This is a genomic window from Microbacterium karelineae (assembly GCF_009745985.1).
GTDB classification, from domain to species: Bacteria; Actinomycetota; Actinomycetes; order Actinomycetales; family Microbacteriaceae; genus Microbacterium; species Microbacterium karelineae.
In genome coordinates this window covers 1-11,350 of record NZ_WFIX01000172.1, presented here as the reverse complement: position 1 = coordinate 11,350, position 11,350 = coordinate 1, and the positions used below count along the sequence as shown (strand labels likewise).

Below are 11,350 nucleotides of genomic sequence, written 5' to 3'. Positions count from 1 at the left end.
CCATTGGGTACTGTAATCTCTTGTGTTGAAATGAAGCCTGGACAAGGTGCAATTTTAGCAAGAAGTGCTGGTTCTTCAGCTCAATTAACTTCCAGAGATGGTAAATATGCAATCATCAAGTTACCTTCAGGAGAATCAAGAATGATCCTTACTGAATGTATGGCAATGATTGGTTCTGTTTCCAACTCAGATCACCAATTAACTGTATCAGGTAAGGCTGGTAGAAGCAGATGGTTAGGTAGAAGACCAAGAACAAGAGCGGTTGTAATGAACCCAGTAGATCACCCAATGGGTGGTGGTGAAGGACGTTCTTCAGGAGGTCACCCAAGATCTAGAAACGGTAAACCGGCTAAAGGTTACAAAACTAGAAAGAAAAACAAAGTGTCTAACCGTTACATCGTATCTAAAAGAAAATAATTATGGCAAGATCACTTAAAAAAGGACCGTTCATTCATCATACTTTAGATAAGAAGGTTCAGGCAAATATAGAGTCTGGTAAGAAGACAGTTATCAAAACTTGGTCTAGAGCATCTATGATCTCTCCGGACTTCGTAGGACAAACTATTGCTGTACACAACGGGAAATCTTTTATCCCTGTTTACGTTACAGAAAACATGGTTGGTCACAAGTTAGGCGAATTTTCTCCAACAAGATCTTTCAGAGGTCATGGTGGTAACAAAAACAAAGGAAGCAGATAATCATGGGATCAAGAAAACAAGATAGTTCAATCGCAAGAAAAGAAGCTAACAAAGACGTTGTAAAAGCTTCATTAAATAATTGCCCGTCTTCTCCAAGAAAAATGAGATTAGTTGCTGATATCATTAGAGGAGAGCAGGTAGACAAAGCACTTTATATCCTAAAATATTCTAAGAAGGATGCTTCTAACAAGTTAGAAAAATTACTTCTTTCTGCTATGGCTAACTGGCAAGTGAAAAACGAAGGTGCTGACATCGAGGAAGCAAACCTTATCGTTAAAGAAATATTTGTGGATAGTGCAAGACAATTGAAGAGACTAAGACCAGCTCCACAAGGTAGAGGGTATAGAATCAGAAAAAGATCTAACCACGTTACATTAATCTTAGGTAACAAAGAAAATTAATCAAGGTATGGGACAGAAGACAAATCCAATTGGTAACAGATTAGGTATCATCAGAGGATGGGATTCTAACTGGTTTGGTGGAAACGATTATGGAGACAGAATCGCTGAAGACTACAAAATCAGAAGATACCTTGAAGCTAGATTATCTAAAGGTGGTATTTCAAAAATTTATATTGAAAGAACTTTAAAATTAGTTACAGTAACTATTACTACTGCTAGACCGGGACTTATTATCGGTAAAGGAGGTCAGGAAGTTGATAAATTGAAAGAAGAGTTGAAGAAATTGACTGGTAAGGATATTCAAATCAACATTTTCGAAATCAAAAGACCTGAATTAGATGCTGTACTAGTTGCTGATAGTATTTCTAAGCAAATTGAAAACAGAATTTCTTACAGAAGAGCTGTTAAAATGGCAATGGCAAGTACTATGAGAATGGGTGCTGAAGGTATCAAAGTTCAAATCTCTGGTAGATTAAACGGAGCTGAAATGGCAAGATCAGAATCTTTCAAAGAAGGAAGAATTCCATTGTCAACTTTCAGAGCTGATATCGATTACCACTGGGCAGAAGCTCACACTACTTACGGTAGACTAGGTGTTAAAGTTTGGATCATGAAAGGTGAAGTTTACGGTAAAAGAGAACTTTCTCCACTAGTGGGACAACAGAAAAAAGGAGGTCAGTCAGACAGAGGAAACAGAGGAGGAGACAGAGACAACAGAAGACCTAGAAAAAACAACAACAATAACAATAATAATTAAAATTTTAGATTAGAAATTTTGAATTTTAAATTACCGTTACTTTTTTAAAATTAAAAAAAATCTAAAATCTAAAATCTAAAATCTAAAATTTAGAAATTATGTTACAACCAAAAAGAACCAAATTCCGTAGAGTTCACAAGATGAAGATGAAGGGGAATGCCCAGAGAGGTAGTCAACTTGCTTACGGAACTTTTGGGATCAAAGCAACGGAAGGAGCTTGGATCACTGCAAGACAGATTGAAGCGGCTCGTATCGCTGCGACAAGATATATGAAGAGAGAAGGTCAACTATGGATCAAAATCTTCCCAGATAAGCCAATTACTAAGAAACCAGCGGAAGTACGTATGGGTAAAGGTAAGGGTGCTGTTGAATATTGGGTAGCTGTAGTAAAACCAGGTAAAATTATGTTCGAAGTTGGAGGAGTTCCTTACGAAATTGCGAAAGAAGCTCTTAGACTTGCTGCACAAAAATTACCAGTAGTTACTAAATTCATCGTTGCTAACGATTTTGTTAAACCTCTATAATCTTTGAATACAATGAAAAATGCTGATATTAAAAATTTAAGCGCGGGTGATATTCAAGCTCAATTAACTGAAGCAAAAGCTCAATATTCTAAATTGAAATTGGCTCATGCAATCAGCCCAATTGAAAACCCGATTCAAATCAGAGATTTGAGAAAAACAATCGCAAGACTAAACACTGAGTTAACTAACAAACAATAATTTCATTTTACAATGGATAGAAATTTAAGAAAAGAAAGAATCGGAGTGGTTTCCAGCAATAAAATGGAAAAAACTATTGTTGTTAGTGAAACTACAAGAGTAAAGCACCCGATGTACGGTAAATTCGTTTTGAAAACGAAAAAATATACTGCACACGACGAGAACAACGAATGCACAGAAGGTGATACAGTTTTGATCCAAGAAACTAGACCTTTGAGCAAGAGCAAGAGATGGAGATTAGTAAGAATCATTGAAAAAGCTAAGTAATAATGTTACAAACAGAATCAAGATTAAAAGTTGCTGATAACACAGGTGCTAAAGAAGTACTAGTGATCAGAGTTCTGGGAGGAACCAGAAGAAGATATGCTTCAGTTGGTGATAAAATCGTTGTTACGATCAAGGATTCTACACCATCCGGAAATGCTAAAAAAGGTCAGGTATCTAAAGCTGTAGTAGTAAGAACTAAAAAAGCAGTAAGAAGAAAAGATGGTTCATACATCAAATTCGACGACAATGCTTGTGTATTACTAAACGCAGCGGGAGAAATGAGAGGAACGCGTGTTTTCGGACCAGTTGCTCGTGAGTTGAGAGACAAAGAATATATGAAAATCATTTCATTAGCTCCTGAAGTACTTTAATTTTAAAAATTTTTAAAAGAAATGTCAAAGTTAAAAATAAAAAGAGGAGATAACGTAATCATTACTACTGGTAAGAAAGATATCAAGGGTAAGACTGGTGAAGTTATTGAAGTGATCAAGAAAGAAGGTAGAGACCCAAGAGTAATCGTTGCAGGACTTAACATCGTTAAAAAACACGTTAAGCCTTCAGCATCTAATCCTCAAGGAGGAATTACTGAGAAGGAAGCTTCTATTCATATCTCAAACGTAGCTTTAGTTGGTAAAGACGGAAAAGCTATCAAAGTAGGTTACAAAATCGAAGGAGATAAGAAAGTAAGAATCAACAAAAAAACGGGTGAAACTTTATAATTTTAAATAACACATGGAATATATAGCAAGACCCAAAAAAGCATATAAAGAGACAATTGTTCCTGCAATGATGGAAGAATTCGGGTATAAGTCAGTAATGCAAGTACCTAAATTAGAGAAAATCGTTGTATCACAAGGTTTAGGTGATGCTACTGCAGACAAGAAAATCATTGATTATGCTGTAGAAGAGCTTACAAATATCACTGGTCAAAAGGCTGTTGGTACAATCTCTAAAAAAGACGAAGCTGCTTTCAAATTGAGAAAAGGAATGCCGGTAGGTGCTAAAGTAACATTGAGAGCTGACAGAATGTATGAATTCTTAGACAGACTTACTGCTTCTGCTTTGCCTCGTATCAGAGATTTCTCTGGAATCAAAGCTGATGGTTTCGATGGTAGAGGTAACTACAACTTAGGTATTACTGAGCAGATTATCTTCCCTGAAATCGTAATTGACAAAGTGAAAAAAATCCAAGGGATGGACATCACTTTCGTTACTACTGCGAAAACAGATAAAGAAGCTAAAGCATTATTAACTCACTTCGGTTTACCATTTAAAAAGAACTAAGAAATGGCTAAAGAATCAATGAAAGCGCGTGAGCGCAAAAGAGAAGCACTAGTTGCTAAATACGCTGCTAAAAGACAAGCTCTTAAAGAAGCTGGTGATTACGAAGGACTTCAAAAATTGCCTAAAAATGCTTCTCCTGTAAGATTACACAACAGATGTAAACTAACAGGTAGACCAAGAGGATACATGAGAACGTTTGGTATTTCCAGAGTAACTTTCAGAGAAATGGCTAACAACGGTCTTATCCCAGGAGTAAGAAAAGCTAGCTGGTAATAATCACTAGATAAAAAATCGGAACAATTAAGTTGTTCAGATACTAAAGATAAAAATATCAGACTGAAGATTTCTGACGTCTGATATTTTACTCTTCAAGTCTTTGCAAAACTGATTGTTCTTTAACCAATAATTATAAAAGAAAAATGGTAACAGATCCAATTTCAGATTTCCTAACTAGAGTAAGGAACGCACAAAGCGCAGGCCACAAAGTGGTGGAAATTCCTGCATCGAAAATCAAAAAGGAGATTACTAAGATCTTATTTGATCAAGGGTATATCTTAAACTACAAGTTTGAAGATAACGCTGTTCAAGGAGTGATCAAAATCGCTTTAAAGTATGATAAGCAAACTAACAAACCGGCTATCAAGTCTATCCAAAGAGCTTCTAGACCAGGTTTGAGACAGTACAAAGGTTCAGCTGAGCTTCCAAGAGTACTAAACGGTTTGGGTATTTCTATCATCTCTACTTCTAAAGGAGTAATGACTGACAAGAAAGCTAGAGAAGAGAAAGTAGGCGGTGAAGTAATCTGCTATGTTTATTAATTTTTAATCAGAGGAAAATGTCAAGAATTGGTAAAGCAATTATAACAATTCCAGCTGGAGTTACAATCACTGAAAATAACGGTGTAGTAACTGTAAAAGGAGCTAAAGGAGAACTTTCTCAGGAGCTTACGGCAGGAATTACTATAGAACAGAAAGATGGTGAACTTAACGTAAACAGACCATCTGATTCTAAACAACACAAAGCACTTCACGGTCTATACAGAGCGTTAATCAACAACATGATTGTTGGTGTAAGTGCAGGTTTCGAAAAGAAACTTGAACTAGTAGGGGTAGGATATAGAGCTTCACACGCAGGTCAAAAACTTGAGTTAGCTTTAGGATTCTCTCACGGTATCGTATTAGAACTTCCAGGTGAAGTAAAAGTTGATACATTGACTGAAAAAGGTAAAAACCCAATTATTACTTTAACGTCTCACGACAACCAACTTCTAGGAATGGTAGCTGCAAAGATCCGTTCTTTCAGAAAGCCTGAGCCATACAAAGGAAAAGGTGTAAGATTCGTAGGAGAAATTGTTAGACGTAAAGCTGGTAAATCTGCTTAATAAATTATAAGTATTATGGCATTAAGTAAATTAGAAAAAAGAATAAGAATCAAAAGAAGAGTAAGAGGGAAAATCTCTGGATCTTCTGAATTGCCAAGATTATCTGTATACAAAAGTAATAAGGAAATTTACGCTCAGTTAATCGACGATAAAAATGGTAAAACTTTAGCATCAGCTTCTTCAAGAGAGAAAGGTGTAGACGCTAAAGGTACTAAGACTGAAGTTTCTGCTGCTGTTGGTAAAGCTATCGCTGCTAAAGCTATCGCTGCAGGAATCGAAAGTATTGTATTTGACAGAAACGGATTCGTTTACCACGGTAGAGTGAAAGCTCTAGCTGATGGTGCAAGAGAAGGTGGACTTAAATTCTAATCATTAAATTTCGGAAAATATGTTAGGACTAGATAATATAGAAAGAGTAAAACCGGGAGGATTAGAATTAAAAGATCGTCTCGTAGCTGTTAACAGAGTAACAAAAGTAACAAAAGGAGGTAGAGCTTTCGGATTTTCTGCTATTGTTGTAGTAGGTAACGAAGAAGGTGTTATCGGTTTCGGTTTAGGAAAATCTAAAGAGGTTGCTTCTGCAATTGCTAAAGCAGTTGAAGACGCTAAGAAAAACCTTGTGAAAGTTCCTGTAATGAACCATACTATCCCTCACCAAACTACTGCTAGATACGGTGGTGCAGATATCTTCTTAAGACCTGCTTCTCACGGTACTGGATTGATCGCCGGAGGTGCGGTAAGAGCGGTATTGGAATCTGCTGGTATTCACGATATCCTTTCAAAATCTAAAGGATCTTCTAACCCTCACAACGTAGTGAAAGCTACTTTCAAAGCGTTATTAGACATCAGAAGACCTGAAGAAATCGCTAGAATGAGAGGAATTTCTCTAAGTAAAGTGTTTAACGGTTAATAATTAAAGCAATGGCAACAATTAAAGTAAAGCAAGTAAGAAGCGCTATTGGTAGAACAAAAACCCAAAAGAGAACGCTTGAAGCATTAGGATTAAAAAAACTTCACCAAGTTGTAGAGCATGAAGCTACTCCTTCCATCTTAGGAATGATCGCTGCTGTAGGACACTTACTTGAAGTTCAAAAATAATTTTATAAAAGAGAAATTAAAATGAATTTAAATAACATAAAACCTGCTGCAGGATCTACTTTCAACTCAAAGAGAATTGGTAGAGGTCAAGGTAGCGGAAAAGGAGGTACTTCAACAAAAGGTCACAAAGGTCAGAAAGCGAGAGCTGGTTATTCTCAAAAAATCGGTTTCGAAGGTGGACAGATGCCTTTACAAAGAAGATTACCTAAATTCGGATTCAAAAACGTAAACAGAAAAGAGTTTAGAGGAATTAACCTTGATACTATTCAAACTTTAATCGAGAACAAATCCATCACTGGAGATATCACGAAAGAAGTTTTAGTAGCAAACGGGATAGTTTCTAAAAACGAATTAGTGAAAATTATGGGTAGAGGAGAATTGAAATCTGCGGTTTCAATCTCTGCTGACAAATTCACTAAATCTGCTGAAGAGCTTATTGCTAAAGCAGGTGGAAAAGCAATTACCTTATAATACTTACTAATGAAAGAATTTATACAAACACTTAAAAATATTTGGAGTCTTAAAGAACTTAGAGATAAAATTCTCTTTACTTTAGGTATTATCCTTGTGTATAGATTCGCATCTTATATCTCGCTTCCTGCGATTAACCTTGCAGAGGTGGGAGATCTCTTAGAGCATTATAAAAATCAAGGCGGTAACAAGCAAGGAGCAGGTCTCCTTGGCTTGCTTTCGTCGTTTACGGGGGGAGCTTTCAGCCACGCTTCCGTAATGGCGTTAGGAATCATGCCTTATATTTCTGCTTCTATTATTGTTCAGTTGATGGGGATGGCTATTCCTTATCTTCAGAAGCTTCAGAAAGATGGAGAGTCAGGTAGAAATACATTGAACCAAATTACAAGATGGTTAACGATTGGAGTTTGTCTGGTACAGGCACCTTCTTACTTAACTTCTATTACTCAATTATTCTTACCATATGCTCAGTTCCAGTCTGCATACTATGTAGAGCCAAATTCAATTATGTTCTGGTTACCAAGTATTGTTATTTTGGTTGCCGGTTCAGTATTTGCAATGTGGCTAGGTGAAAAGATTACCGATAAAGGAATCGGAAATGGTATCTCTATCCTTATTATGGTGGGGATCCTTTCAAGATTACCTGAGGCATTCGTACAGGAGATGGCCGTGCAGAACGGAAAAGGAGGAATGGGATCTATCATGATCCTTATTGAAGTATTATTCTGGATGTTGGTTGTTCTTTTAGCAGTAATCTTATCAGTAGCTGTTAGAAAAATTCCAATTCAGTATGTAAGCAGAGCTCAAGCAAGAGGAGGTGTAAACAGAAATCTTATGCAGGGAGCAAGACAATGGATTCCATTGAAAGTAAATGCTGCTGGTGTAATGCCGATTATCTTTGCTCAGGCATTGATGTTCGTACCAGGATTATTAACAAAATTCGATGAGTCTAATACTTTTCTTGCAGGTTTCAAGAATGTTTTTAGCTGGCAGTACAACGTATTGTTTGCGCTATTAATTATTATCTTCTCATTTTTCTATACTGCGATTACAATTCCGGTAAACCAGATGGCTGATGATTTGAAGAGAAATGGAGGTTTAGTACCAAAAGTAAGACCAGGAAAAGAGACCGCTGATTATTTAGATGATATTTTATCAAAAATTACCTTGCCAGGTGCAATATTTTTATCTATCTTTGCAATCCTTCCGGCAATTGTGCATGGAACCTTTGTTCAGACAGATGCGTTTGCCCTATTTTTTGGGGGAACGTCCCTATTAATTATGGTGGGTGTAATTTTAGATACAGTTCAACAGATTAATACATATCTGCTGAACCATCATTATGATGGCTTAATGCAGTCTAAATTATCAAGAACGACTGGATATTAATTTATGGCAAAACAAAAACATATTGAACAAGACGGCGTTATAACGGAAGCACTTTCGAACGCTCAGTTCCGTGTAGAACTAGAAAATGGGCATATTCTTATCGCTCATATTTCTGGTAAAATGAGAATGCATTATATTAAACTTTTACCTGGTGATAAGGTAAAACTAGAAATGTCTCCTTATGATTTATCAAAAGGGAGAATCACATTTAGATATTAAACAAACGCCAAATGGAATCTTTAGATCTCCATTTGGCTCTTGTTAAAAAATAAATACTATCAAAATGAAAGTAAGAGCATCAATTAAAAAAAGAAGCGCTGATTGCAAAATCGTACGCAGAAAAGGTGTACTGTTCGTAATCAACAAGAAGAACCCAAAATTTAAACAAAGACAAGGTTAATTAAATTATGGCGAGAATTGCAGGTATTGATTTACCAAAAAACAAAAGAGGAGTTATCGGTTTAACTTACATTTATGGTGTTGGAAGAAGTACTTCTTCTGAAATCCTTAAAGCTGCCGGTATCAGCGAAGACAAAAAAGTCAACGAATGGAATGACGATGAATTGGCTGCCATCAGAACTTATATCTTAGAAAACGTAAAAGTTGAAGGAGAATTAAGATCTGAAGTGCAATTGAACATCAAAAGATTGATGGACATAGGATGCCAACGAGGAATACGTCACAGACTTGGATTACCTTTAAGAGGCCAGAGAACGAAAAACAACTCTAGAACCAGAAAAGGAAAGAGAAAAACTGTTGCTAACAAGAAAAAAGCTAGTAAATAATCGTTAGGAATTATGGCAAAACAAACTAAAGTAGTTAAGAAGAGAAAAGTAAAAGTTGAAGCTATTGGAGAAGCACATATTCAGGCTTCTTTCAATAACATCATCATTTCTTTAACAAATAAAAACGGAGAGGTTATCTCTTGGGCTTCTGCCGGTAAAATGGGTTTCAGAGGTTCTAAAAAGAATACTCCATTTGCTGCTCAGATGGCAGCTGAAAATTGCTCTGCTGTAGCTCACGAAGCTGGTTTAAGAAGAGTAAAGGTGTTTGTGAAAGGTCCAGGTGCAGGTAGAGAATCTGCTATCAGATCTATTCACAATTCAGGAATTGAAGTTAGCGAAATCGTTGATGTGACTCCAATGCCACACAACGGATGTAGACCACCAAAAAGAAGAAGAGTTTAATTTTTAGAATTTACCCATTATGGCAAGATATATTGGACCTAAAACTAAGATTGCTAGAAAGTTTGGTGCTGCAATCTACGGAGATGATAAAAACTTCGAAAAGAGAAAAAACCAACCGCCAGGACAACACGGTCCTAACAAAAGAAGAGGTGCTAAGAAATCAGAATATGCAGTTCAGTTAGCTGAAAAACAAAAAGCTAAATATACTTACGGTATTTTAGAAAGACAGTTTGCTAACTTATTTGACAAAGCACACAGAAGTAAAGGGGTAACAGGGGAAGTTCTATTACAACTTTGTGAATCAAGATTGGATAACGTAGTATTCAGATTAGGTTTCGCTAAAACAAGATCTGGAGCTAGACAATTAGTTTCTCACAGACACATCACTGTGAACGGAGAGATTCTTAATATCCCTTCTTACTTGGTAAAAGCTGGTGATGTAATCGCTGTAAGAGAAAAGTCTAAGTCTCTTGAAGTTGTTACCAATGCATTGGCTTCTAAGTCAAACTATGAGTGGTTACAATTCAACGATGAGAAGAAAGAAGGTACCTTCATTTCTGCTCCTGAAAGAATCCAGATTCCGGAGGACATTAAGGAGAACCTTATCGTCGAACTTTACTCTAAATAATTTTTTAATCAAATTTTTGCTCAACCCAATAATATGGCAATTTTACAATTCATAAAACCCGATAAAGTAATTTTACTTAACTCTGATGAATTTAAAGGTCAATTTGAATTCAGACCTTTAGAACCAGGTTTCGGGCTTACAATCGGTAATGCTTTGAGAAGAGTGTTGCTTTCTTCTCTGGAAGGATACGCTATTTCATCTATCAAAATAGAAGGTGTAGAGCACGAATTTTCAACTATTCCAGGAGTAATCGAAGACGTTACCGAAATTATTCTTAACCTTAAGCAGGTAAGATTAAAAGCTGCAGCAGAAGGCCAGGCTAACGAGCAGGTTGTTGCTAAAGTTTCAGGTCAAACGGTTATTACTGCTGGTGATTTAGGAAAGTCTATCAACGGATTTGAGGTTCTGAACCCAGATTTAGTGATCTGCAACCTAAACAGTGATGTAACTTTCGAAATTACTTTCAATATTGAAAAAGGAAGAGGGTATGTTCCTTCTGAACAAAATAAGTCAAACAATGCTCCTATTGGAACTATTGCTATTGACTCTATTTTCACGCCGATCAAGAAAGTACAATACAGCATTGAAAATTATCGTGTAGAGCAAAAAACAGACTACGAAAAACTTGTATTAGATATAGAAACTGATGGGTCTATCAGCCCTCAGAATGCTTTAACTGAAGCTTCTAAGATATTAATTTATCACTTCATGTTATTCTCCGATGAGAGAATCACTCTTGAAACTGAAGCTGTAAAAGCATCTATCCAGTACGATGAAGAAACTCTTCACACAAGACAACTTCTTAAGTCTAAATTAGCAGATATGGATCTTTCTGTAAGAGCCCTTAACTGTCTAAAAGCAGCTGAAGTAGAAACTCTTGGAGAACTGGTTTCTTACAGTAAGTCTGATTTGATGAAATTCAGAAATTTTGGTAAAAAATCTTTGACAGAACTAGAAGAATTAGTGCATTCAAAAGGTCTTAACTTCGGTTTCGACGTTGCAAAATATAAGTTAGACGCTGATAAATAATTAATAATGAGACACGGTAAAAAATTCAATCACTTAGG

Annotated in this window: 24 protein-coding genes; all 24 read left to right on the top strand. The window is 36.2% G+C overall.

Features of this window, described 5'->3' with window-relative positions:
• A partial coding sequence (gene rplB, locus GB932_RS22555) for a 50S ribosomal protein L2 (protein ID WP_156759265.1) occupies positions 1-417 on the top strand: 417 nt, incomplete at its 5' end.
• Positions 418-419: 2 nt separating this feature from the next.
• Entirely contained in the window at positions 420-698 is a 279-nt protein-coding gene (rpsS, locus tag GB932_RS22550; protein ID WP_002983209.1) for a 30S ribosomal protein S19, read from the top strand.
• Positions 699-700: 2 nt separating this feature from the next.
• Complete coding sequence (gene rplV / locus GB932_RS22545; RefSeq protein WP_002983214.1) at positions 701-1,099, top strand: 50S ribosomal protein L22; 399 nt, start codon at positions 701-703, stop codon at positions 1,097-1,099.
• A gap of 7 nt (positions 1,100-1,106) precedes the next feature.
• Positions 1,107-1,856 carry a 30S ribosomal protein S3 gene (rpsC, locus tag GB932_RS22540; protein ID WP_034694675.1) on the top strand — a complete coding sequence of 250 codons (750 nt, stop codon included), beginning with the start codon at positions 1,107-1,109 and terminating at the stop codon, positions 1,854-1,856.
• 98 nt (positions 1,857-1,954) lie between these two features.
• Positions 1,955-2,380: a 50S ribosomal protein L16 gene (gene rplP, locus GB932_RS22535; RefSeq protein ID WP_034694677.1), complete on the top strand. Its 426-nt coding sequence runs from the start codon at positions 1,955-1,957 to the stop codon at positions 2,378-2,380.
• Between the two features lie 12 nt (positions 2,381-2,392).
• Positions 2,393-2,578, top strand: coding sequence for a 50S ribosomal protein L29 (rpmC, locus tag GB932_RS22530; RefSeq protein ID WP_034694678.1), 186 nt, complete (start codon positions 2,393-2,395; stop codon positions 2,576-2,578).
• 12 nt (positions 2,579-2,590) lie between these two features.
• On the top strand, positions 2,591-2,845 hold the full coding sequence (gene rpsQ / locus GB932_RS22525; RefSeq protein WP_027371715.1) for a 30S ribosomal protein S17: 255 nt from the start codon (positions 2,591-2,593) through the stop codon (positions 2,843-2,845).
• Between the two features lie 2 nt (positions 2,846-2,847).
• Positions 2,848-3,216 carry a 50S ribosomal protein L14 gene (gene rplN / locus GB932_RS22520; protein WP_002983226.1) on the top strand — a complete coding sequence of 123 codons (369 nt, stop codon included), beginning with the start codon at positions 2,848-2,850 and terminating at the stop codon, positions 3,214-3,216.
• A gap of 21 nt (positions 3,217-3,237) precedes the next feature.
• Positions 3,238-3,564: a 50S ribosomal protein L24 gene (gene rplX / locus GB932_RS22515; RefSeq protein WP_029297774.1), complete on the top strand. Its 327-nt coding sequence runs from the start codon at positions 3,238-3,240 to the stop codon at positions 3,562-3,564.
• A 13-nt stretch (positions 3,565-3,577) separates the two neighbouring features.
• Positions 3,578-4,129 carry a 50S ribosomal protein L5 gene (gene rplE / locus GB932_RS22510; RefSeq protein ID WP_062673609.1) on the top strand — a complete coding sequence of 184 codons (552 nt, stop codon included), beginning with the start codon at positions 3,578-3,580 and terminating at the stop codon, positions 4,127-4,129.
• Between the two features lie 3 nt (positions 4,130-4,132).
• Positions 4,133-4,402 carry a 30S ribosomal protein S14 gene (gene rpsN / locus GB932_RS22505; RefSeq protein WP_002983233.1) on the top strand — a complete coding sequence of 90 codons (270 nt, stop codon included), beginning with the start codon at positions 4,133-4,135 and terminating at the stop codon, positions 4,400-4,402.
• Positions 4,403-4,548: 146 nt separating this feature from the next.
• Positions 4,549-4,947, top strand: coding sequence for a 30S ribosomal protein S8 (rpsH, locus tag GB932_RS22500; RefSeq protein WP_002983236.1), 399 nt, complete (start codon positions 4,549-4,551; stop codon positions 4,945-4,947).
• Positions 4,948-4,964: 17 nt separating this feature from the next.
• Positions 4,965-5,510: a 50S ribosomal protein L6 gene (gene rplF / locus GB932_RS22495; RefSeq protein ID WP_034694687.1), complete on the top strand. Its 546-nt coding sequence runs from the start codon at positions 4,965-4,967 to the stop codon at positions 5,508-5,510.
• 15 nt (positions 5,511-5,525) lie between these two features.
• Positions 5,526-5,879 carry a 50S ribosomal protein L18 gene (gene rplR, locus GB932_RS22490; RefSeq protein ID WP_034694689.1) on the top strand — a complete coding sequence of 118 codons (354 nt, stop codon included), beginning with the start codon at positions 5,526-5,528 and terminating at the stop codon, positions 5,877-5,879.
• A gap of 19 nt (positions 5,880-5,898) precedes the next feature.
• Positions 5,899-6,420 (top strand): 30S ribosomal protein S5, encoded by a 522-nt coding sequence (rpsE, locus tag GB932_RS22485; RefSeq protein ID WP_002983245.1) that lies wholly within the window; start codon positions 5,899-5,901, stop codon positions 6,418-6,420.
• A gap of 11 nt (positions 6,421-6,431) precedes the next feature.
• The gene (rpmD, locus tag GB932_RS22480; RefSeq protein ID WP_027371710.1) at positions 6,432-6,608 is read left to right on the top strand and encodes a 50S ribosomal protein L30; all 177 of its coding nucleotides are present in this window, start codon (positions 6,432-6,434) and stop codon (positions 6,606-6,608) included.
• A 21-nt stretch (positions 6,609-6,629) separates the two neighbouring features.
• A complete protein-coding gene (gene rplO, locus GB932_RS22475; RefSeq protein ID WP_062673611.1) occupies positions 6,630-7,079 on the top strand; it encodes a 50S ribosomal protein L15 in 450 nt (149 codons plus the stop codon).
• 9 nt (positions 7,080-7,088) lie between these two features.
• A complete protein-coding gene (secY, locus tag GB932_RS22470; RefSeq protein ID WP_062673613.1) occupies positions 7,089-8,468 on the top strand; it encodes a preprotein translocase subunit SecY in 1,380 nt (459 codons plus the stop codon).
• Between the two features lie 3 nt (positions 8,469-8,471).
• Entirely contained in the window at positions 8,472-8,687 is a 216-nt protein-coding gene (gene infA, locus GB932_RS22465; RefSeq protein WP_027381317.1) for a translation initiation factor IF-1, read from the top strand.
• Between the two features lie 64 nt (positions 8,688-8,751).
• Positions 8,752-8,868 carry a 50S ribosomal protein L36 gene (rpmJ, locus tag GB932_RS22460; RefSeq protein ID WP_007839480.1) on the top strand — a complete coding sequence of 39 codons (117 nt, stop codon included), beginning with the start codon at positions 8,752-8,754 and terminating at the stop codon, positions 8,866-8,868.
• Positions 8,869-8,875: 7 nt separating this feature from the next.
• Positions 8,876-9,253, top strand: coding sequence for a 30S ribosomal protein S13 (rpsM, locus tag GB932_RS22455; RefSeq protein WP_034694696.1), 378 nt, complete (start codon positions 8,876-8,878; stop codon positions 9,251-9,253).
• 12 nt (positions 9,254-9,265) lie between these two features.
• On the top strand, positions 9,266-9,655 hold the full coding sequence (rpsK, locus tag GB932_RS22450) for a 30S ribosomal protein S11 (protein ID WP_034694697.1): 390 nt from the start codon (positions 9,266-9,268) through the stop codon (positions 9,653-9,655).
• 19 nt (positions 9,656-9,674) lie between these two features.
• The gene (gene rpsD, locus GB932_RS22445) at positions 9,675-10,283 is read left to right on the top strand and encodes a 30S ribosomal protein S4 (RefSeq protein ID WP_062673615.1); all 609 of its coding nucleotides are present in this window, start codon (positions 9,675-9,677) and stop codon (positions 10,281-10,283) included.
• A gap of 33 nt (positions 10,284-10,316) precedes the next feature.
• A complete protein-coding gene (locus tag GB932_RS22440) occupies positions 10,317-11,312 on the top strand; it encodes a DNA-directed RNA polymerase subunit alpha (RefSeq protein WP_062673617.1) in 996 nt (331 codons plus the stop codon).
• Positions 11,313-11,350: the final 38 nt, after the last annotated feature.

What these genes read in the sequence shown, in the direction of transcription:
- rpsS (WP_002983209.1), top strand. Translation starts at nt 420, where the DNA reads ATGGCAAGATCACTTAAAAAAGGACCGTTCATTCATCATACTTTAGAT.
- rplV (WP_002983214.1), top strand. Translation starts at nt 701, where the DNA reads ATGGGATCAAGAAAACAAGATAGTTCAATCGCAAGAAAAGAAGCTAAC.
- rpsC (WP_034694675.1), top strand. Translation starts at nt 1,107, where the DNA reads ATGGGACAGAAGACAAATCCAATTGGTAACAGATTAGGTATCATCAGA.
- rplP (WP_034694677.1), top strand. Translation starts at nt 1,955, where the DNA reads ATGTTACAACCAAAAAGAACCAAATTCCGTAGAGTTCACAAGATGAAG.
- rpmC (WP_034694678.1), top strand. Translation starts at nt 2,393, where the DNA reads ATGAAAAATGCTGATATTAAAAATTTAAGCGCGGGTGATATTCAAGCT.
- rpsQ (WP_027371715.1), top strand. Translation starts at nt 2,591, where the DNA reads ATGGATAGAAATTTAAGAAAAGAAAGAATCGGAGTGGTTTCCAGCAAT.
- rplN (WP_002983226.1), top strand. Translation starts at nt 2,848, where the DNA reads ATGTTACAAACAGAATCAAGATTAAAAGTTGCTGATAACACAGGTGCT.
- rplX (WP_029297774.1), top strand. Translation starts at nt 3,238, where the DNA reads ATGTCAAAGTTAAAAATAAAAAGAGGAGATAACGTAATCATTACTACT.
- rplE (WP_062673609.1), top strand. Translation starts at nt 3,578, where the DNA reads ATGGAATATATAGCAAGACCCAAAAAAGCATATAAAGAGACAATTGTT.
- rpsN (WP_002983233.1), top strand. Translation starts at nt 4,133, where the DNA reads ATGGCTAAAGAATCAATGAAAGCGCGTGAGCGCAAAAGAGAAGCACTA.
- rpsH (WP_002983236.1), top strand. Translation starts at nt 4,549, where the DNA reads ATGGTAACAGATCCAATTTCAGATTTCCTAACTAGAGTAAGGAACGCA.
- rplF (WP_034694687.1), top strand. Translation starts at nt 4,965, where the DNA reads ATGTCAAGAATTGGTAAAGCAATTATAACAATTCCAGCTGGAGTTACA.
- rplR (WP_034694689.1), top strand. Translation starts at nt 5,526, where the DNA reads ATGGCATTAAGTAAATTAGAAAAAAGAATAAGAATCAAAAGAAGAGTA.
- rpsE (WP_002983245.1), top strand. Translation starts at nt 5,899, where the DNA reads ATGTTAGGACTAGATAATATAGAAAGAGTAAAACCGGGAGGATTAGAA.
- rpmD (WP_027371710.1), top strand. Translation starts at nt 6,432, where the DNA reads ATGGCAACAATTAAAGTAAAGCAAGTAAGAAGCGCTATTGGTAGAACA.
- rplO (WP_062673611.1), top strand. Translation starts at nt 6,630, where the DNA reads ATGAATTTAAATAACATAAAACCTGCTGCAGGATCTACTTTCAACTCA.
- secY (WP_062673613.1), top strand. Translation starts at nt 7,089, where the DNA reads ATGAAAGAATTTATACAAACACTTAAAAATATTTGGAGTCTTAAAGAA.
- infA (WP_027381317.1), top strand. Translation starts at nt 8,472, where the DNA reads ATGGCAAAACAAAAACATATTGAACAAGACGGCGTTATAACGGAAGCA.
- rpmJ (WP_007839480.1), top strand. Translation starts at nt 8,752, where the DNA reads ATGAAAGTAAGAGCATCAATTAAAAAAAGAAGCGCTGATTGCAAAATC.
- rpsM (WP_034694696.1), top strand. Translation starts at nt 8,876, where the DNA reads ATGGCGAGAATTGCAGGTATTGATTTACCAAAAAACAAAAGAGGAGTT.
- rpsK (WP_034694697.1), top strand. Translation starts at nt 9,266, where the DNA reads ATGGCAAAACAAACTAAAGTAGTTAAGAAGAGAAAAGTAAAAGTTGAA.
- rpsD (WP_062673615.1), top strand. Translation starts at nt 9,675, where the DNA reads ATGGCAAGATATATTGGACCTAAAACTAAGATTGCTAGAAAGTTTGGT.
- GB932_RS22440 (WP_062673617.1), top strand. Translation starts at nt 10,317, where the DNA reads ATGGCAATTTTACAATTCATAAAACCCGATAAAGTAATTTTACTTAAC.